The organism is Mycobacterium sp. 852002-51057_SCH5723018, assembly GCF_001667035.1.
GTDB lineage: Bacteria > Actinomycetota > Actinomycetes > Mycobacteriales > Mycobacteriaceae > Mycobacterium.
The window spans coordinates 321,917-339,872 of the sequence record NZ_LZIR01000070.1 but is presented as its reverse complement, the minus strand read 5'-3'; the positions used below and the strand labels follow the sequence as shown (position 1 = coordinate 339,872).

Sequence of the window (17,956 nt, the reverse complement as noted above, 5' to 3'; positions counted from 1 at the left end):
TCGAAATCGTTCGCCGCGTTCAGCTGCTCGCGGGTGTCCCGTCCGTAGGCGACCGCGGTAAGCCCCGCCGACTCGACAAAGCCGACCATGTAGGGCGGGACCGCCAAGGAAACCTGGTGGCCCCGGCGCAGCAGCTCCATGGCGAGCGCGGCGAACGGCTCGACATCGCCGCGGCTTCCGTAGCAGGCCAGGACAAATTTCACCGACGGAATCTAATCAGGGATTCGACCCGGGCGCACATGCACCCCATAGCAGAGTGCTGCCGGGTCCCCCCAGGCCCCGGCAGCACACCAATGGCATATCAACTTCCCCGCGGCCCCGCAATTCATCCTCGAGGGCCGATGCCATCGACACTGCCGGTCGCCGACACAGATCGCCGCTACAGCCGCTCGGAGAGCATGAATCGGTGTCCGTCGGGCGATCGCAGGCCCATCTCGCGCCGACCCCAGGGTTCGGTCGTTGGGGGCTTCAGGATGTCGGCTCCCTCGGCGACAGCGCGCCGGTAGTACTCGTAGATGCCGACCACGGTCAGATACGCGATGTAGCTGTGGTCACCGAGGTCCGATGCCGCGTCACCGGCAAGCGCCGATCGGATGGGGTCTTGAACAGCCTATGGCGGCGGAGGATTCGGAGGAGGGGGCGCGGGCGGAGGCCAGGTGCGCTGTGGGCGGATGGGCCCACAGTTCAGGCCGATTTTGCAGTTCCAGTTGCTTGCTTGGGGTTGGGTCGGGTCGCAGCAATCGTCCGGCGATGAGGGCGTCGGGGCCACAGTCGTCGGCGAAGGGTCCGCGTTGGTGCGCGGCACACTCCCATCGCTGACACCGCCGAGCGCCAGGGCCAGTGCGGCAGCGCCGCTGCACGCTGTGGCTATCGTCCTAAACGTCTGATTCGCCATGACATTAAATTTAAATTCATCCACGCTGAATGTATATAGCCGCAACGCGGCATTATGCCGGGGTGGAATACGTAGGCGCATTTGACTGGCGGGACCTTGAGTGACCGTCGCGCCTACGGTGAGCCACAACGGGATCAGTGGCTTTGACTGAACGGGAAGCGACGACTAAACGCTGGCCCGAATTCGTGACGGCCGTCCGCACAAGAAATGGGCCACCCCTACGTGAGGCCGTGCGGCCAGACTTCACCGGCGGTTCACTTGCCGCGCCGGTGGCTTGATGATCCTCGCGCGACGAGGTCAGCGGCGAGGTCAGCGACTGGTGTATTGGTGCTTTGCGAAACCGTCTTGAGGAGTTCGAATGCGCGGACTGCGTCGACATCGAATCGTTCCATGATCATGCCCTTGGCCTGGCCGATGATATCCCGGCTGGCCAATGCCGACTGAAATTGAAGCCGTTTGTCGTCGGCGATGAGTGCGATCGCGGCGTGAGTCGCCAGCATCGCGGCCACCGCTTCGGCGTCGGGGTTAAAGACGTCGGGCTTCAGCCCAACCAGATTCAGCGCCCCCTGGCGGCGGTCGTGTGTATAGAGCTGAAACGACAACATGCTGTGCACTCCAACGGCCAGCGCAGCCTCGGCGAAGCGTGGCCACCGCTGCTCCTCGCGTAAGTCGTTGGATCGGACCACCAGATCGCCGGATGCAGCATCCATGCACGGTCCCTGGCCGCATCGCTGTTGAATACCATCGAGATCCACGGCCAGCTGCGAGGTTGCGGCCAGGGATTCAAACTGGTCCGCCCCCGAAATCAGCAGGATGTCGGCGCTGTCCACCCCGTCGATCAGATCAACCGCCGCGGCCGCAACAGTCCGCAGAGTTACACCGATTTCGGTTTCGTGAGTGAACTTTTCGGTCAGATCCGCCATTGTGTGGCGCAGTAAGCCTTCGAACTCGTGATCGTGCATTTCGGCACCCCCTTTCGCCTTGCGGATGAAGCGAGGTGCCGCAAGAAAGGTTGCTCACAAGAAACGATGACCGAAATGCTCGGCTTTCGGACCATCCGCACTAATGCGTGCAGTACACGGCGGCTAATGCCGTCCTCCGCACCCCACACTACGCGGGTTTGGCCAGCGCTGATGACCCGGGCTTAAGCTAGCGCCCGTCGCGGCCGCGACCTCGTCTTGCATGAGCCGTTCGATAGCGGCGACGCCACCCTGCGCGGTGTCGCACAACGGCATCTCCTCAGTCGTCAGACAAGGAAGACTGGATGTCGGTCCGCCCACCCCATGCGAACAGGTCTCTGACCTGCGGTGATGCTGGTAGGACTTCACTTGCCTGGCGGTCCTTGATACGGAGCGCCTCGGCGACGGGACTCCGATTGACCCCTACTGCCTTCGGTTGCTCATGAGCAGAGCGCCGCATCGCCGCTTGATATCGCGCGACGCATCGAGGCAGCCTGAAGGGTCCGCATCATCGAGCAGATACCGGACAGGGTTAGGCCCTCCGACCACCCCCGATTTACACGGGGTCCAAAAATCGCGGGTAAATGCCCTCTGGCGTCGTGTCTTGAGGCTCGGCGCATGCCAGGTTTTTCGCACACACAGCAGTCGGCCCGCCCCCATTTGGGATGACGGGCCGACTGTCTCGTCGGACAGACAGTTCTAGAGGCTGAGTTTACTAAGCCGTCGCGACCTGCTTCTTGCCGAAGATGCGCTCCAGCGCCGCAGTGTCGCCGTATGACTGCACCCGGACGGTCTTGCCGTCGCGCACGGTGAACACGGTCGCAGCGTCCGTGGTTTCGCCGGCCACTGTGGTCTGGCCGAGCATGACCACTAGGTCGCCGTCGGCGAGGATGTGATCGTTGGTGACGGACGTTTGCTTCTCGCCCATCTTGGCCATCAGCCCTGCTATTTCCTGCTTGCCGTGGTAGGTGCCGCTGATCGCGCTGTCGCCCGGCTGGATCCACTCGGCGTTGTCGTCGAACAGGCTCATCACCGTGTCGCCGTCACCAGCGTTGAAGGCTTCGTAGCCCTTCTTGATGAGCGCGATGTTCTGTTCGTGCTCTGACATTTTCAGTTCCCTTCGCTTCGCATCCGATGTTTCGGTCGCGGTGGGCTCAACCCGGTGTGGGGAGTCGCGCTAGGTCGGGTCTCCGATCAGTCAGACCGTTCGCCGCCCGCCAAACGTACGCCTTGGCTCGACGGATTGACAGGTCAAGCTAGGGAATTTTGACAGGCAATCCTACGAACGGGGTAATACAATGCCGGCGCGCGGGGTTCGGCGAAGCCGCCCTAGCGTCACTGCGGATTTTTTACACGCTTGCCGAGCCGGCCTGTCGGCGGGCCGCCAGTAACGTGCACGCTCATGACAGATGACGCTCTCAATAACCTTCGGCGCGAACCGCTCGTGTTGCTCGAACATCCGGTCGTACCCTCCAGAGTGAGGTAAGTCGCTAGGGTCGATCATGCTCCGCTGACGCGGGCTACCCGAGCGGCGTCGCTGCTTCCGCCTCAATAGCCAGGCCCAGACCGCCACCCTCATGGCACTATTCGGCGTAGCCGACGTGCGCGGGTTGAGATCGGGCCGCCCCCAGAAGAGTAAGAGGCGGCCCGATCAATTACTTGGACGTGGCTTCAGTTTGGTTCCGCCCCAATCTGCCGCGTCTATCGACGGCAGCGGGCCGCCCTGCTCCCGCGTCGACCTTTGGCGAAGGGCCCGGGCCTACGTTAGGCCGTCCTCCATGTAGTGCAGCGAGTATCTGCACTGCGACTCGGACTCAATCTCAGACTGCCAAGTGGCCCTCTCCTGGATCGCGTCCGTCGATGCATACACCCGGCGATTGCAGCCGTGACAAGTCAGGAATGTGTACATCTTGTCACCGCCCCGCGGCCATTCCTCGCTCTCCCGGTCGGGGACCTGGATCCCGATTGCCTGGTGCTCAATGTCCTGGATCAGTTGGCCGGCGACGTGTCCCTCGGGGCACACCAGGTCCATGGTCCGTAATGCCTTGTCGGTCAATTCCAGTGCCTACCTTTCGGGTCGTGCCCCGCTAAGCGGTGTCGATTTCTTCGGCCGCTGCTGCGGCTAAAGCGTTGGCGGCAGGCCCACGCAGTGCGGCGGCGTCAAGATCGACCCCGTTCTCGGACCCGCGAGCGTTCATCCAGGAGCGTATCCGCCACATCTATCGAACGGCAGCGGCTCACCCCGCTCTCGACCCGCACGGCGGAGAGGCTAGGAGGTCAATCTCGTCGGTCTAGGAGGTCAATCTCGTCGGCGGCGGCAATCAAGTTGATCTCACGGGCCCGCGGCGCGTCCGCGCGTCCAGCGACGGTCAATCCAGCCGGCGAACTTCCACAACGCCACGGCAGGCACGACGGCCGTGTTCCCCGGCCGAGCGGTTACCGCTCGGTGCCCCGGCATCTACCTAGTGCCAATCCGTTGCCTCGCCTGAGTCGGGTACCGGATCTTCCGGAGTGTGCCGAAGAGGTCGCGGAACGCCGCGACACCAACTGTGTGTTTGTACCGTTTTGCTTGAACCACGACTTTGCCGCCCAAGATGGGGTCGGTGTTGTAGGCAACGCAGTCGACGCCACCGTCCCGGGAAGCTCGGGTCTGCCTGGTGTCGAGACCAATCTTTTCGAACAAGTTCTGGATGAGCGACTCAAACTGTTGCGGCGTCAACTTGCCCGCACATACGCCCAACTGATGGCCGACACCCGTCGCCGCCTTCACGCGCGACTGTCCGCCAGAGGACACCGAGCTGAGGGACGTTGCCTTCGACTGGCGGTTTTAGACCACCGATTCGGCCGATCCCACGGGGCTCGACCCGCTGACCGCCTAAAGGGACTTCAAACTTACCCAGCGTGTCGCTCCCCCTATTAGAAAGGCCCTCCTCCGGGCAACCTCAAAGGTTGTCCGGCAAGCGCGGGCTAGGGCCACCACTAGGTGAAGGGGTCTCCTCAATGCTCGCCCATATTGCGGGGCTGATGTACAGATTCGTCCTGTTCGCTCGGCGGATCTTCAGCACGCCGCCGGCGATAATCTCGAACTTGTCTTTGTCCCCGAACTCCATGGCGGGTTCGGCACCGTTGCGATTCACCTTGAAGGCCATGCCGGTCAGTGTCGCACTGCGGGCGGACAGTGCGGCTCCTCTTTGTGTTGCGGGTCAGCGCAAATCCCGGCTTGCAACTCTCTGCGTGCCTCCCTTGCCGCGTATCCACAACGGCCGGGGCTGGCGCCCAGCACTACCAGGCGTCGTGGCAACGCGACGTCGACGACTACTTGCTGACCTTGGGCGCTGCCGGACAGCGAGAGGCCACCATCTTGCTCCGGGAAGGGTAGAAAGGTTATTCCGTAGCAAAGTGTCAGGACTGGGCCAGTCGCGTCTTTCAGTGACCATGCCGATCCACCTGGTCAGCGTGCCGGATCATGCGCTCCGACAATTCAAGGAACCGGTTCTCATGCCCGCCAGCCACGGACGAGTAGCCCAGCGATCGTACCTCCGTCGCGAACCCCCGCACGTCGCAGGTCAACTGCTCCAAGTCATTCATCGTGTAAACCACTCTCTCGAAGGGGCCTCTCGCACGGGCCGGACGGGCGGGTAACCGCTGATGCACGCGCAAAACCGTTACCGCCCAACAGTTTCCGCTCGCTCGACATAAGAAGCTCAAAAGTCTCGGCGGACCATCCCAGCACGATGACGGGCCGACAGTCGGGAGCGGTTCGCAGCCTATGGCTGTGTTTGGCGGCGCAGCACACCAAATTAGCAATGACAGCAGCGAGCAGCCTGCTGAGCCTACTCCGTTGTACTGCAACGCAAAAGATCGCTGACGCCAGGCGCGGGCCACTAGTCGAAGATCGGCGTCGATAACTCGATGTCGCGCACGGCTCGGCAGCTTATGACTGCCGCGAGGTCAAGTGTGCTTCCACCGGAACGGTTCACACCGCTCGGCATACACGAGTCGGACGGCGCTCCTTTTTGTCAGGAGCGCCGTCCGAAGCACCAACCACTTGGTTACCAAGCGTGCGTGATGGCGCGGTGAATGTGGCCTCGGCGTCAAGAAGACTTTTCTGCCGCCTGACGCAAGCCCATCGCGCTGTGCCCAGTTGATGGGCCTTGCTTCGCGTGGGTGCCTAGCGTTCGTGCTGGGCGCCACAGCCGAGAGGAGGAATCTTTTCTTCCGGTCCGACCTTGGTCTGCCGTGGATCCGTGCATTGAGCCTACGCCTATCCAGGTAAAACAAAGTAAATGATTTGAGCCGAGCGTTCACCGAGGGTCCTCACCGACCACTCACGCTGCGATCGCGCTCATCGCCAACGACAAACAGCTGCAGTTTCAGTCCGCGCTGGCCAGCCGCGACACCATCGCTCAAGCCAAGGGGATGATCATGGAACGCTTCGGTGTCGACGCCTTCGAACTGCTGACTGTCGGAAAACTCCAACACCAAACTCGCCAACGTCGGCGCGTAATCGTGGCACGCGGATCCGATTGCGGCATGCTTCACTAGCCACCGGTCTGGGTGAAGGGGGTTGATCTCGACCGTAGCGACAGAGCGCTCATCTAGCAGCATCCGGGGGGTTCGATGCAACGCGATGGGGTATGTGCGGTGCCATGGAGCCGCTAGTGTCAGACTCCTCGGCACGGCCAATCTCCGCCGACGTCATCGACGCAGTGTTAGAAGGTGCTCGTCACGGGTGTAACAAAGCCCGCTAGCTCCAACTTATCGCCGCCGACGCCCGTCGTCGCGCTGCTTGGGAACGCCAACGAGCAGCTGTCGAACGTGTACGGCGGATAACCGCCGTACACGCCGACGAGATCGTCCCCGGCTAGCACGTGTGCAGACTAGCCGCCCGCGCGCACAGTTCAGTCTTCGAGATTCTGCTGCGCTTCCCAGCGCGCCTCTTTGAGCACGCCGGTGAGAAGGTGAGCGATCGTTTCGCTTAAGTCGTTCTGCGGGAACGCGAGGTGAGCGTTGGACCGGCAGAGCTGTTCGGCGCGCTCAAAACGCGCGATCTGCTCGGGCGTGAGCTGGCCGGCTAGGTCTCGCCAAGTGGTTGCCGTGTGGTCGGGTGTGGCCATGGCTATCTCACTTTAAAACGGGGTCAGCTAATCCCTAAGAAGATTACGATCGCTACACCTCATACAAGCTCTTCGACCTCGTATGAGGGCGACGGGCCGAACCCGCAGGAGAGCGGCGGCGACGGAGGTAGGGGGAGCCCGGCTGGAAGTCGGTCATGGCGGTGATCTAACGCTGACCGTATGACAAGGCGGGCCGTCCGAGGGGAGGGAAGAGCAGGGGCGGCCCGATCAACTATTCAGACGGGCATTAGGCGCGAGCCGGTTCCCGGCCTGCTTGACCCGCTAAGGCCCGGTGGCGGCCTGACCGCCTGGGGGTGCCAGTTGGTAGCTGTAAGACCACTCCCTGTCGGTGCCCTGGTCGCCGCCCACTGGATAGCTGTCGCCGAGTTGCAGATCGAAGACCCTAGCCCCACGGGCCTTCATCTGCGCCTTCTGCATCGCGAGCGCCTGGACATGAAACGTGGGAAGGCGTTGCGGCGCTGTGATCTTGTCGTGCCGCACCTCGGGTTGACCGGCCATGCTGTCCAGCCTGCCCGGCGCTCGCCGTCGCTAAACGGGGATCCTGCGGTCGGCCACCACCTCGACGCCCCAACGCTGGCTGATCACAATATTTAAGAATGTGAACGAATCGTCGTCCAGCCCAAGTGGTTTGGGTTTCACTGCCTTGCCGATGGGTACGCGAGGCGCACCCCGCACCCGCCGCGTGCTTAGCCTTCGGTAGTCAAGACGCGGCTGCCGGGGGCGCCTTATCGGTGCGCGGTCCTCCCATTCGGCCCGGGCTGCCACCGCCTCGCGGCGTCGGCGCTCACGCATTGCCATGTCGACGGCCGCGGCGACGGCCACCAGCGCGGAGCATGGTCAGCGCCGCGACCGCACGCGCGGAGAGCATCATCGCCTTCAGCGTCAGCGTGAACGTACACGAGGTCATCGCCGATCTGCTGGGCACGCGAAAAATCGAGGTTTAGCGAGTCCGATTCATAGGCGGCCACGAAGGCGGCCGGATCAATGGGGTTGTCATAGATGACGGTGATCTTGGTTTCGGACAATGGATTTCCCTCGCGCCGTTGATTGAAGTCGAGCCTGGGTGCTGAGCGCCTGGGCGGTCGCGGCGGTAGTACTCTGTGGCCTCAAGGCCGCGTTTGCCCAGTGTGGTGAAGGGTAGAGGAAGAGTAAGGCGCGCCCGGGGCCGGCCCCGCTCGCGCGCTTAGCCTTCGGCAGTCAAGACGCGGCTGCCGAGGGCGCCGGCAGGAAGGCAGGCCGCGCCAGCCAATTCAGCCCTATAATCAGAAATCGTGAGACCGATCGTGACGGCCGCTGCCGCGGGCAAACAACTGGCCCACAACCTCGACAGGGTTTCGTGGATTCACCGTCGATTCTTCAACGGTGACGGCAGCTACAAGAACCCGATTGACAAGTGGTACAGCGAACACGTCGGCGACGTCCCAGTTCTTGGAACCTGGCTGGACCCGAAGCGAAAGCAGCCCCCGCTTCAGTTGCCGGGCGGTGTGCCTCTTAAGCCGAAGCCCTGATTCGCGCAGGGATGTAACGACTTCGGCACGTTCTTCACGCGGAAGCCGTAGCCGCGTCGTGCCGAATTCACGGATGCAGTAGTCGTCCCAGGAGGAGTAGCCAAGTGCGTCCCATGCGCGGTGCATGTACGCCTGGGTGATCAGTTCAGTTCCCACACGGCTTCGACGCCGATCTTGATGCGGTCGGTCAAACCCGGGCGGTCGAGGCATCAAAGAGAGAATGCTCCACGGCGGCGTTCATGCGGACCGCCTTGGCAGACGCCGAATAGACGTGAAGGGGCCGCCCCCGAGGAGAGCAGGGGCTCAGTCGTCACCACCAACGGAACGGCCGTCAGGAACAATTCTGGCGGCCATTCTCGTGCGGTTAAGAATCCTCGCCTAGTGTCTGGGCTCATGGCAATTGGACACCAGCACAGATGCACCTGGGTTGAGACCGAGAAGGTCAACTCAACCCTCGATGAATGGATCAGCCAAGGGTGGGAGCTGGTCACGGCATACTGCGGTCCGTCGGGTAGCACGGTCACTCACTATCTCTATTTTCGACGAGAGGTCGGAGGAAATGTGCGATAAGTCGATGAGTTAACGTATCTCGCACGATGCGGCGCGCTTCGTCTTCTGTGCACACAACGCCGCGGTCCGCGAAATACCGAATGACCACACGCACTGCGGAGTCTTCGTTGGCGGGAAGCTTGAGATGACGAAGCCCCTCGAGTTCTGGGGAATCGGGCTGGAATTCGGTCGTGGCTGTCATCTAACGCCGACCATATGACAAGCCGGGCTGCCCAAGCGGAGAGCAGGGGCGGCCCGATCAACTAGTTAGACGCGGGCTAAGGCGGCTGCGTACGACCACCTAATATCCGAACATTCGGACGTCAACCAATCTCCGGTATTCGGTGGCGTGTGGGCCAGCCATATTTCGCCGTTTTGACTATGCCACGGCGGGCGGATAGTCCCCGCCTGCGGCTTCGAGCGCCGCGACAAGTCGTTGGACCATGTTCTCGGGCGTCGGCCACTGACCAGCCATACGCAGCGCCTCACCGGTTGGTTCTCCCACGAAGATGATGCCGCCGCTGCTATCGGTGCCTTCATGAAAGTAGGGCTGCCTGTAGAGCGCGCGGAGTGCTCGTTGAGTGGTGTCTTCGTCAAACCCTGTAGCTTTGGCGATTTGGCTTGCCCGGATTTTCGAAGCGTGGGTGCTGTCGAAGATCTGTACCGCAACCCGCAGCACCGGCAAGTCGCGATTCGCCCATGTGTCTTCCATAGGTTTGCCCCTGTCTCAGCCGGCGCCGCCGCAACCGCCCGGGGGTGCGGGAGTGCCGCTGGGGAAAGCGTCGTCAATAACGCAGTTCATCTCAAACCGCGGTGTGGCAAACGTTCCGCCTGTCATAGCTACGTTGTGCCAGTAACTGCCGTCTGGAAATTTCTCACCGTTGCACCATGCGACAGCTAAGATGCCGCCTTTACCACCAGGACAGTCCCCCGTGGTGAGGTTGGGCTTATGGGACGGGTCAGCGTCGGCGACGGGAGCGAAATACGCTGTGATGCTAAGCAATACGACTGCGAGTAGTAACGACTTCACGGTTTGTGCCCTTCCATGATTTCGGTCGTTAACGGGATTCGCAGGCGATGCCGTCGTTGTCGCGGTCCAGCTTTTGCTGGTAGGCAGGGTCGCCTCGTGGGATGTTGTAGCGGCCGTCCTTGTGTGCCTCAGTGCAATTCGCGTAGGGCGGGCTCGCGTGTGCGACGCCCGCCGTCGCGACGTTGCCGAGAACGGCTGGAATTGTGGCCATTGCGGCCACGAGAATACGGATTTTCATAACCTCACACCTCCCTGTGCGGATTGTGAGGTTACGGCGGAAGCCCCGGCTGCGAGTCGGAATTGAGAAATTCGACCACCTGCCGCACCGTGCCCAGTGCAAGGCTATGCGCCAAACGCACGGGGTGTTTCCCGGGTTGATTCGGAAACGGTTCCGGCAGAGCGCTCGTCCAGAAGGCCATCTATGTGCACTCCTGCCGCGCGGGACGGGGCTAGCATCCGATCATGGCGAGGTCCGCAGGTCAGTGGGCGGCGCCCTTCGTCGCCTTGCTCGCATTTGGACTGGGCGTTGGCTGCGCGGCGTGCGGCGGCGACACCCACACTGCGAACCTTGTGCACAGTGAGCACATCAGCAAGGCAACGTTCAAAGGCATATGGCCAGTCAGCGTCGACGGAGGCACGCTGACTTGTGATGCCACGAAGGGCGGCTCGATTACCTTCACCCCGGACGGGAGCAGTGAAACCTATGCGTCGAATGGCACCGCGATGGGCTGGGCGCCGCAAGAGGGCTGGAAGAACTTCCGCAATATCTGGCTGGATGACCCGGATGGGTTGGGCCCGAAAGTAAACTCGCGCGACTTCGACGCCGAAGGGCACAGGCTCTGCGACATGAACGGGAAGTAGCGAGAAGTGTACTAACTGGCAGAGTCAGACTTCGGTGCCGTTTAGGCGCTCCTCCGGATCGGTTGTGTGGGCGACCAGTGGTCGGCGCCGCGTCGGCGCCCCCTTGGTTGTCCGACCCGCGCCAGCTGCGGTCTGAAGACCGCCTGGGCCATTAGCTCGCGGTGTTCGTGGTCGGCGCGGGCGGCAATCGCGGCGCGCCGGCGCTGGCGGCGGTCGACCCATACCGCTGAGGCGACGACGAGCAGCGGCACGAAAAACCACGGATACGCCAGGATCACCCCGACGAGCGTGTACGCCGCCGGCAGGGCGATGAACACCGTCGCGACCGGGTGACGGTCAACCCAGGTATCGCGCCGCGACTCGAGCCCGCACCGCGGACAGGCATGTCTAGCCATCTTCTTGTCCTCTCGATTCTGCGGAGTGGGCGTCCACGGGCCCCGGCGGATAGGTGTTGGCCTCGCGCGCACGCGCCAGCCGGACCGACTCCGCTGCCATCTGCTCGACACGCTCATCGGTGAGGCGTTCACCGCCGACGTACACAGCTTCCTCGGCCATCTCAACATCGGTGACCTCGACGTCATCGCCGACCACATAGGTCTGCGGATCCTTGGTGCTCATTCGCTTTCACTCCTCGGCACCCACCGGTCCATGTCGTCGGCCAACTGGTGCAAGTCCGTCGATTCGGGCACGCCGATCAGCCGGCATGTCTCGGGGGCACTTACACGCCTGATCAGCTCGTCGACGATCTCGCGTGACGGAATCTCGCCGATGCTCGTCTTCATCGTGCCGACCCTTCGCCCCCGTCAACCGTGTTCTGCAGCAACACGGTTGAATGCCTTCGCCTCGCCTCGTCGAGCAGGAACGCTGCCCGTGTGGCGACCTGCCCCACGTAGTACAACTTGTGCGAGTCGTCCAACTGGATGTCGGCGATGCCGGCGCCTTCGTCCGGGACGTGAAGTCGGGCGTCGAATGAAACGTCGACAGTGTCGACGCCGTCGTTCGGATGCCAGTAGGCGAAGCGCACGATTTCGGCGTGTATGTCGCCGCACCGGATCGCGGCGTAGGTGTCGCACTGGTTGATCCCGTCGAACGCCGCGTACGGAGGCGTCCATCGCCTGCGGTCGGGCGCCGGGATCGGCGGCAATTCGCGCCGCTCGATAATGACGCCCGCGGCGGTCGCGCTCATCGTGTGAACCACCTGTCCAGCTCGTCAGCCGCCTCCAGCAGAGCGGCGGCCAGCTCGCGGGCCTGGTCACTGTTGATGTCAAATACGTGATCAGACCCGTCTTCTTCATCAACAAAGACGACGACGCCAGAGATCGTGCCGCCGGTGTCCTGCGAGCCAAGTGCGTACACGCGAGCCGTGTGGTCAGTGACCGTGCGGTCAACACCGAAGATGTCTCGGTACCCGTCAATATCCCAGTCGCTGACCATCTCGATGCCGACAGGCACCGGAACGTAGGGGTGCGGGGTGGTTGTGGTTGTCATGGCGGGACCTTCCTGTGTTGGAAAGCCCACCGTGACTCCAGGCACCGACAAGCGGTGCCGCGATCGCGGGCTGGGGGCTGTAGTGCTCATGGCTAGCTACCTCTCAGATAGGTTGCTAGCGCCGTGATTGTCTGGCCCATATCTGGCCCATGCGGTCCGGTTCAAGTCTAGGAAACTATCTCTAGCCTGCGTCGAATCTGGTGCGCGATACTGGGATTGAACCAGTGACCTCTTCCGTGTCAGGGAAGCGCTCTCCCGCTGAGCTAATCGCGCCGGGGGTTCAAAAGCTGGAGGTGGAGACGGGAATCGAACCCGTGTGCACGGCTTTGCAGGCCGTTGCCTCACCACTCGGCCACTCCACCGCGGGGGATTGATGCCACTTGCACCTTCGAGCGGATGACGGGATTCGAACCCGCGACCCTCACCTTGGCAAGGTGATGCGCTACCAACTGCGCTACATCCGCGCGCAACGGGCGAGATCGTCGCCCGGTGCGAAGGACGACGATAGTCCACCCGAACCGGCGCACACAAATCTCTCGGTCAGTTGCGGCTCAAGGCTAGCGCGTGAACGCCTGGTGACGCACGTGGCGCGTTTGGCGACGTCCATCTCGTGCTAATCTTCGACGTCGTCCGCCTCTCGGCGCCGGTCCCGTGGCTCAGTGGGAGAGCGTCCGCTTCACACGCGGAAGGTCGCTGGTTCGATCCCAGCCGGGACCACCAGCTCTGACCTGCACGAACACGGTGTAAGCATTCTACGGTTGGTTCGTTTTGTCCGGTTCTTGTCCGGTGACGGTTGTATTGACCGTCTCAGTTGTGTGGAGTCGGTCTAGGTTGGTGGCGACTTGATCAAGCTCGTCTGAGTGCAGGTCGCTGTAGATATTGGCTATGACGGTGGGCGTGGAGTGGCCCAGGCGAGAAGGCAGGCGCAGTTCAAGAAGCGCCGCGCACCCAAACGGTATCCGTACGAAGACTCCTCTGCCCCGCGCTCGACTGGGACGGGCAGAACCACGTCCGCGAGCTCGGCGAGTGGTTACTCGCGCAGATCGAAGAGGCGTCAGAGCTCGATCCACCGCACCGATTCGACTCGCCGCGCTCGTTCGTCTAGTTGGAGACGGGGGTCTCGGGTTCCATGTCCAATGACGCCTGCAGGTTCTGCGGGCGCTTACCTAGGCCATCTTTTGTCTTCCGGTTCCACGGAGCCTCGATGAGCCTTTTGGTCTCCTCGAGCATCGATTTGGGCTCCAGATTGCGGTAGGAGTCGATCTCGCCCGCGGCGACCGCTGTCATCGTGGCGTACACCGGCTCGGCGTCGAATTGTGCTCTCGGGAACGCGAGTTGCGAGTAATCGAAGAGTCGATCGGACCCCTCGTCCTCCCAACTCTGCCACGTCTGGAACATCCGGTCGTTGAAACCGGTCAGGAACGGCCCCGGGTTGACGGTCGCCACCTCGATGTTGAACTCCTGCAGCTCGCCAGCCATGGTCTCTGCGATGGCTTCGACGGCGTGCTTGGAGGCAGAGTAGATCCCAGTAAAAGGATTGACGTTCAGTCCCTCCCGGGACGACACCCACACGATGCGACCCTCGCCCCGCTTGACCATCTGCTTGGCGATTCCCTGGGTCAACAGCAGCGGGCCGATGACGTTCACCTCGAATTGTCGGCGGACGTTGGCCGCCGGAATGTCCAGGGTCGAGCCACCCTCGCCGACGCCGGCGTTGTTTACCAGGATTTCGACGTCCCACCCCAGCGCTTTCTTGCGGTCTCCGGCGTCGGTCACGTCCAGCTTCTCGACCTGAAGGCTCACCCCGCGCTCGGTGGCCTGGCGCTTGAGGGTTTGCACCTGGGCCCAAATCTGAACTGCGGCAATCACATCGAACCCTTTCTCGGCCAGACGCATTGCCACTTCGTATCCGAATCCGGTACCCGATCCGGTGATGAGAACCTTCTTCATTGCGCTTTCCTTTGCCTCAGCATGTCTGTGAAACTGAGTGCTTCACCAGGTTTAGGCGGTCGCGGCAACTTCGGCGTGATCGTCGTCGGCCGATTGATCCTTCCTTGCGTCCACTACTTTCTGCGCCAACAGATTCCGTTGCAGGTCGACCTCGACGTCGCCGTGCGGTTCGTCGTCACCGGCGCGCATCACCGCGCCCCTAGTCGTAGACGATCACTGCGCGCCCCACCACGTCACCGCGCCCCAATGCCTCGAGGTTGTCGTTGATGTCGTCGAGCTTGACGGGGATGATGTTGTGTTTGATCAATCCCTCGTTGGCGAGTGAGAGGACCTCGGTCAGATCGTTGTAATTTCCCCAGAACGATCCGAAATACGACTTCTCCCCGCTCACGAATGGAAACAAGGAAAGCTGGGCGCGCTGACCGATCAGACCCACCGAGGTGAGCGCGCCCTCGGCTGCCAGGATCGAGAACCCCAACGCCAACGACTCCTCGGCCCCGGCGCAGTCGAGGACCGCATCGACATCGCGCCGCCCGGTCAGGTCTTCGAGTTCGTTCTGTACTTCCTCGGGCGTCTTGTCACGAACGTTGATGGTGTGATGAGCACCGTTCTCTCGCGCCAAAGCGAGCTTTTCATCACTGCGCGCGAATCCCATCACCGTTGCACCGCCGCCGAGCAGTCTGGCGTACTGCACGGCATAGCCACCGAGGCCCCCGATGCCGTTGACCACCACGGTGCGGCCGGCGCCGAGCTTTCCGGCCGCGCGCAGCTTCTTCATACCGCGGTACGGGGTCAGCCCTGCATCGGTCAGCGGCGCCAGCGTCTCTGGTTTCCGATCAGCTATATCGGGCACGCCGATGACATGGCGATGCGGCACCGCCATGTACTCGGCGAAACCACCGGGCGGTCCGAACCCCACGAGCTGGCCGTTACCACACAGCTGCTCGTTGCCCTCGTGGCATTGACGGCACACCCCGTCACCCCAGTTCGGGTCGACCACAATCAGATCGCCCTCGGACAGACCGGCTGATCGCGGCACCTCCGCACCCACCCCGGCGATCCTGCCTGCCACCTCGTGTCCCGGTGTGATGGGAAAAGACACCGGAAGGCCTTCCTGAAAGTAGCCCTCGACAAGCTGAAAGTCGCTGCGGCACATGCCAGCCGCAGTCACCTTGACCAAGACTTCCTCGGAGCCGATTTCAGGAACCGGAATCTCCTCGAGCCGCCACGGCTCCTTGTAGCCGTACATCCGTGCCGCTCGCATCTGCAAGGTGTCTCCTCGGTGACGATGGCAGGGAAGTTTGCCCGCACGGGTACCCAATCCATCCAACCCCACATTTCTGTGGTGATCAACTTGTTGACATGCCCCAGACGGGCTGGCGGTCTCCGTTTATTCGCGCCATTGGCCCGGAACCGACCAGAATTGCCAGGTTTCTATCGCGGGTTCGAGATAGTCAATCCGGTTGTCGCACAATGAGAAACAGGCAATAGCAGGGACTGTCGGGACCGAAGGATTGCTAATCCGTTCATCGCCGGTTCGGGCTCAGATACGCGACAGCATCTGTTCCTTTTGCCGCAACCACTCGGCGATCAACCCGCCACCAGCGTCTTACTGACTTCGCGCCACCGTGAGTGCGAGTAACGGCGCGGAACTGAGCGAAGAAGATGCCGAAGTTGCCAAGCGGGCCGAGGAAGCCTGGCGCTACGACATTCACCCGAAACTGTCAGTCCTGATCAACCGCCACCCACCCGGATGTGCGCGAAGCTGCTGATGTGCTCGACAAACGCAGTTTCGCACCGATTGTGATCTTCCAGCGGCCACCGAAAGCGAACGAGCGGCAAGACGAAGAAAACAAGCTTGCGATAAAACTGATTCACGACGGACTCAAGGAGCTGTGCCGTGCTGCGTATCACGCTCGGTTCCGCGTCCACCGACCCGAACCGGACTGGGATGGTATGCCGACCGGCAACAAAGAAGGGTTACCGAGCGACATTCTCAATAGGATGAAAGAAACGCGGTGAGCACTATGAGGGTTAAAAACCCGTGACGGAGACCGGCGATCCCAATTTCCGCCTCCGTCACCGTTTCCGAAGCCGAGAACCGCTACCGGTCAGATCGGAATCGCGGAATCGCTCAGAGCGCGACGGTCGGCACGATCCACTCGCCCACGGGCGCTAACCTGAGCAGGTTGGAGATGCCCGCGTCAGAGAAGGCGCGTTGTATGTCGTCGACGCCCTCACTGAAGTGAGCCCATCCGTCGGTGTGTGCGGGAATCACGACCTTGGCGCGCAGCACCTCAGCCGCAGCTGCTGCCCGCGTACTGCTCAATGTCAAAAGTCGCCCGTTCTGCCGGGAGGGCACTCGTGCAGCGCCGACAAACAGCACCGCCAGGTCGATCGGACCTGAGCGGTGGGCGATATCAGCCACCGCTTCCAATGATGCGTTGTCGCCGCTGAGATAAATTGTGGGCAGACTATCGCCGGTGAGGACGAAACCGGTTGTCTCACATGTCACATGACCGCTGCCATCGCGATCGCCATCGGCAGGGCCATGTACCGCGGGCACCGCTTGCACGGTGACCACCGGCCTGTCACCCTCTGTGGCCAGATTGATCGACTCCCACTGCGTGAGTCCCTGCGCCGGCGGCCCAAGCCGCTCGGCCGCCCCCGGATTGGTCAAAATCCGGGGCGCCTCAAGCGCGAAAGCGCGCCCCTTGGCGTCGAGGTTGTCTAGATGCTCGTCGTGGCTAATGAGCACCGCGTCTACGAAACCGAGGGCCGACGGGCTGATCGCCGGACCCGCAGTCTTGATCAGGTGACCGTGTTCGCCGGGATCATCGAACGTTGGATCAACGATGAAACGCCACCCTGCCAGGTCGACGACCGTCGTCGGGCCCCCCAAAACGCTGATGCCAACCCGCTGCCTGTTCGCATCCACAGTAACCACTGTTCCGGCAACACAGCCTCAACGCGGGATGTTCCCACTCACCGGAGCCGCTCCGGGTGCCGCCGTGACGATGACAGAGGGATGGGTGGTCAGGTGCTCGCGCGCGACGGTGTCGCCTGAGGGAACGACCGGATAGTCGGTGTAGCCTTCCGCGCCGCCACGGTAAACGAACGCCGAGCGTATCTGGTTGAGTTGAGCACCCTCGGTCCAACGTCGCACGAGGTCGGGGTTGGCGAGATAGCGACGACCGATGGTTACCGCGTCCGCCACTCCGGCCTCGATCGCTTCGGCCGCCTGCTCGCGGGTGGTGGGTTCGGTCCCTAAGCCCTGGTTGAGGACCAGCCCGTCGGGCCACACCTGCCGGAGCCGCCTGAAGATCTCCTGATCAGGGTTTGTACGCACGTGCAGATAAGCCAACCCCAACTCTCGCAACCGCGCTGCGACGGTCATGTACGTGTCGTCGTCGTGGTCGTGAATGTCGTTTTCGTTGTGGCCCGGGGAGATTCGCACCCCTACCTCCGCCTACTTTTGTGCTCCCATCGGCAAAGCGGTCACCCAACACGTCAAGCGAGCAAACTGGGAACAGAGCACGCCGCCGCAGCAAATTGGTGAGCTGTGCACCCCCATACGC

At 62.4% G+C, this 17,956-nt stretch carries 24 protein-coding genes, 4 tRNA genes and 2 pseudogenes; 4 read left to right on the top strand and 26 right to left on the bottom strand.

Features of this window, described 5'->3' with window-relative positions:
• The 6 genes from A5764_RS14735 to A5764_RS14710 all read right to left on the bottom strand — a co-directional run.
• Positions 1 to 203: glycosyltransferase (locus tag A5764_RS14735; RefSeq protein ID WP_067114215.1), on the bottom strand; the 203-nt coding region annotated here is incomplete at its 3' end.
• A gap of 176 nt (positions 204 to 379) precedes the next feature.
• Entirely contained in the window at positions 380 to 541 is a 162-nt protein-coding gene (locus A5764_RS28360) for a VOC family protein (RefSeq protein ID WP_369807323.1), read from the bottom strand.
• Between the two features lie 608 nt (positions 542 to 1,149).
• Entirely contained in the window at positions 1,150 to 1,857 is a 708-nt protein-coding gene (locus A5764_RS14730; protein ID WP_067114214.1) for a GAF and ANTAR domain-containing protein, read from the bottom strand.
• A gap of 712 nt (positions 1,858 to 2,569) precedes the next feature.
• A complete protein-coding gene (locus A5764_RS14725; protein WP_067114213.1) occupies positions 2,570 to 2,962 on the bottom strand; it encodes a nuclear transport factor 2 family protein in 393 nt (130 codons plus the stop codon).
• Between the two features lie 1,350 nt (positions 2,963 to 4,312).
• Positions 4,313 to 4,624 carry a restriction endonuclease gene (locus A5764_RS30075; protein ID WP_067114211.1) on the bottom strand — a complete coding sequence of 104 codons (312 nt, stop codon included), beginning with the start codon at positions 4,622 to 4,624 and terminating at the stop codon, positions 4,313 to 4,315.
• A 172-nt stretch (positions 4,625 to 4,796) separates the two neighbouring features.
• Entirely contained in the window at positions 4,797 to 5,003 is a 207-nt protein-coding gene (locus A5764_RS14710) for a hypothetical protein (protein ID WP_067114210.1), read from the bottom strand.
• A gap of 1,189 nt (positions 5,004 to 6,192) precedes the next feature.
• Here A5764_RS14710 and A5764_RS27525 point away from each other — a divergent pair.
• Positions 6,193 to 6,399 (top strand): ANTAR domain-containing protein, encoded by a 207-nt coding sequence (locus A5764_RS27525; protein ID WP_082951700.1) that lies wholly within the window; start codon positions 6,193 to 6,195, stop codon positions 6,397 to 6,399.
• A 167-nt stretch (positions 6,400 to 6,566) separates the two neighbouring features.
• On the opposite strand, the gene A5764_RS28350 is transcribed toward A5764_RS27525, so the two are convergent.
• The 6 genes from A5764_RS28350 to A5764_RS14675 form a co-directional block, all read right to left on the bottom strand.
• A complete protein-coding gene (locus tag A5764_RS28350; RefSeq protein WP_156664678.1) occupies positions 6,567 to 6,725 on the bottom strand; it encodes a hypothetical protein in 159 nt (52 codons plus the stop codon).
• A gap of 30 nt (positions 6,726 to 6,755) precedes the next feature.
• Positions 6,756 to 6,971 (bottom strand): hypothetical protein, encoded by a 216-nt coding sequence (locus tag A5764_RS14695; protein WP_067114207.1) that lies wholly within the window; start codon positions 6,969 to 6,971, stop codon positions 6,756 to 6,758.
• A 282-nt stretch (positions 6,972 to 7,253) separates the two neighbouring features.
• Positions 7,254 to 7,490, bottom strand: coding sequence for a hypothetical protein (locus A5764_RS14690; protein WP_067114206.1), 237 nt, complete (start codon positions 7,488 to 7,490; stop codon positions 7,254 to 7,256).
• 764 nt (positions 7,491 to 8,254) lie between these two features.
• On the bottom strand, positions 8,255 to 8,656 hold the full coding sequence (locus A5764_RS28340; protein ID WP_156664677.1) for a hypothetical protein: 402 nt from the start codon (positions 8,654 to 8,656) through the stop codon (positions 8,255 to 8,257).
• A gap of 772 nt (positions 8,657 to 9,428) precedes the next feature.
• The gene (locus A5764_RS14680; RefSeq protein ID WP_067114204.1) at positions 9,429 to 9,761 is read right to left on the bottom strand and encodes a hypothetical protein; all 333 of its coding nucleotides are present in this window, start codon (positions 9,759 to 9,761) and stop codon (positions 9,429 to 9,431) included.
• Positions 9,762 to 10,107: 346 nt separating this feature from the next.
• Positions 10,108 to 10,290, bottom strand: coding sequence for an excalibur calcium-binding domain-containing protein (locus A5764_RS14675; protein ID WP_082951698.1), 183 nt, complete (start codon positions 10,288 to 10,290; stop codon positions 10,108 to 10,110).
• 251 nt (positions 10,291 to 10,541) lie between these two features.
• On the opposite strand from A5764_RS14675, the gene A5764_RS14670 reads away from it, so the two are divergent.
• Positions 10,542 to 10,940, top strand: coding sequence for a hypothetical protein (locus A5764_RS14670; RefSeq protein ID WP_067114202.1), 399 nt, complete (start codon positions 10,542 to 10,544; stop codon positions 10,938 to 10,940).
• A 41-nt stretch (positions 10,941 to 10,981) separates the two neighbouring features.
• On the opposite strand, the gene A5764_RS14665 is transcribed toward A5764_RS14670, so the two are convergent.
• The 8 genes and pseudogenes from A5764_RS14665 to A5764_RS14635 all read right to left on the bottom strand — a co-directional run bounded on the left by A5764_RS14665 (position 10,982) and on the right by A5764_RS14635 (position 12,892).
• Positions 10,982 to 11,335 (bottom strand): hypothetical protein, encoded by a 354-nt coding sequence (locus A5764_RS14665; protein WP_156664676.1) that lies wholly within the window; start codon positions 11,333 to 11,335, stop codon positions 10,982 to 10,984.
• Positions 11,336 to 11,375: 40 nt separating this feature from the next.
• Positions 11,376 to 11,558, bottom strand: a pseudogene (locus A5764_RS14660) (DNA-binding protein); the annotation flags it as partial.
• A complete protein-coding gene (locus tag A5764_RS28335) occupies positions 11,555 to 11,722 on the bottom strand; it encodes a hypothetical protein (RefSeq protein WP_156664675.1) in 168 nt (55 codons plus the stop codon). The pseudogene A5764_RS14660 and the gene A5764_RS28335, both read right to left, overlap by 4 nt.
• Complete coding sequence (locus A5764_RS14655; protein ID WP_067114199.1) at positions 11,719 to 12,126, bottom strand: hypothetical protein; 408 nt, start codon at positions 12,124 to 12,126, stop codon at positions 11,719 to 11,721. The genes A5764_RS28335 and A5764_RS14655 overlap by 4 nt, the downstream gene beginning before the upstream one ends.
• Positions 12,123 to 12,428, bottom strand: coding sequence for a hypothetical protein (locus tag A5764_RS14650; protein ID WP_156664674.1), 306 nt, complete (start codon positions 12,426 to 12,428; stop codon positions 12,123 to 12,125). The genes A5764_RS14655 and A5764_RS14650 overlap by 4 nt, the downstream gene beginning before the upstream one ends.
• A gap of 198 nt (positions 12,429 to 12,626) precedes the next feature.
• Positions 12,627 to 12,701, bottom strand: a tRNA-Val gene (locus A5764_RS14645).
• 15 nt (positions 12,702 to 12,716) lie between these two features.
• Positions 12,717 to 12,790: transfer RNA gene (locus A5764_RS14640), tRNA-Cys, on the bottom strand.
• Positions 12,791 to 12,819: 29 nt separating this feature from the next.
• Positions 12,820 to 12,892 (bottom strand) — tRNA-Gly (locus A5764_RS14635).
• A gap of 181 nt (positions 12,893 to 13,073) precedes the next feature.
• Here A5764_RS14635 and A5764_RS14630 point away from each other — a divergent pair.
• A tRNA-Val gene (locus A5764_RS14630) sits at positions 13,074 to 13,148 on the top strand.
• 32 nt (positions 13,149 to 13,180) lie between these two features.
• Here A5764_RS14630 and A5764_RS29390 read toward each other — a convergent pair.
• From A5764_RS29390 to A5764_RS14620, 4 genes and pseudogenes are all read right to left on the bottom strand, one after another.
• Positions 13,181 to 13,339 (bottom strand): annotated as a pseudogene (locus A5764_RS29390) (site-specific integrase); the annotation flags it as partial.
• 190 nt (positions 13,340 to 13,529) lie between these two features.
• Positions 13,530 to 14,378 carry an SDR family oxidoreductase gene (locus tag A5764_RS14625; protein ID WP_067114197.1) on the bottom strand — a complete coding sequence of 283 codons (849 nt, stop codon included), beginning with the start codon at positions 14,376 to 14,378 and terminating at the stop codon, positions 13,530 to 13,532.
• 51 nt (positions 14,379 to 14,429) lie between these two features.
• On the bottom strand, positions 14,430 to 14,567 hold the full coding sequence (locus tag A5764_RS28330) for a hypothetical protein (RefSeq protein ID WP_156664673.1): 138 nt from the start codon (positions 14,565 to 14,567) through the stop codon (positions 14,430 to 14,432).
• A gap of 10 nt (positions 14,568 to 14,577) precedes the next feature.
• Positions 14,578 to 15,642, bottom strand: a complete 1,065-nt coding sequence (locus A5764_RS14620; RefSeq protein WP_067114196.1) for an NAD(P)-dependent alcohol dehydrogenase — start codon at positions 15,640 to 15,642, stop codon at positions 14,578 to 14,580.
• A 491-nt stretch (positions 15,643 to 16,133) separates the two neighbouring features.
• On the opposite strand from A5764_RS14620, the gene A5764_RS28325 reads away from it, so the two are divergent.
• The gene (locus A5764_RS28325; protein ID WP_156664672.1) at positions 16,134 to 16,400 is read left to right on the top strand and encodes a hypothetical protein; all 267 of its coding nucleotides are present in this window, start codon (positions 16,134 to 16,136) and stop codon (positions 16,398 to 16,400) included.
• A 112-nt stretch (positions 16,401 to 16,512) separates the two neighbouring features.
• Here A5764_RS28325 and A5764_RS14610 read toward each other — a convergent pair whose 3' ends face one another.
• Both A5764_RS14610 and A5764_RS14605 read right to left on the bottom strand, forming a co-directional pair.
• Positions 16,513 to 17,316 carry an MBL fold metallo-hydrolase gene (locus tag A5764_RS14610; protein ID WP_067114194.1) on the bottom strand — a complete coding sequence of 268 codons (804 nt, stop codon included), beginning with the start codon at positions 17,314 to 17,316 and terminating at the stop codon, positions 16,513 to 16,515.
• 27 nt (positions 17,317 to 17,343) lie between these two features.
• Positions 17,344 to 17,835: a hypothetical protein gene (locus tag A5764_RS14605; protein WP_067114193.1), complete on the bottom strand. Its 492-nt coding sequence runs from the start codon at positions 17,833 to 17,835 to the stop codon at positions 17,344 to 17,346.
• Positions 17,836 to 17,956: the final 121 nt, after the last annotated feature.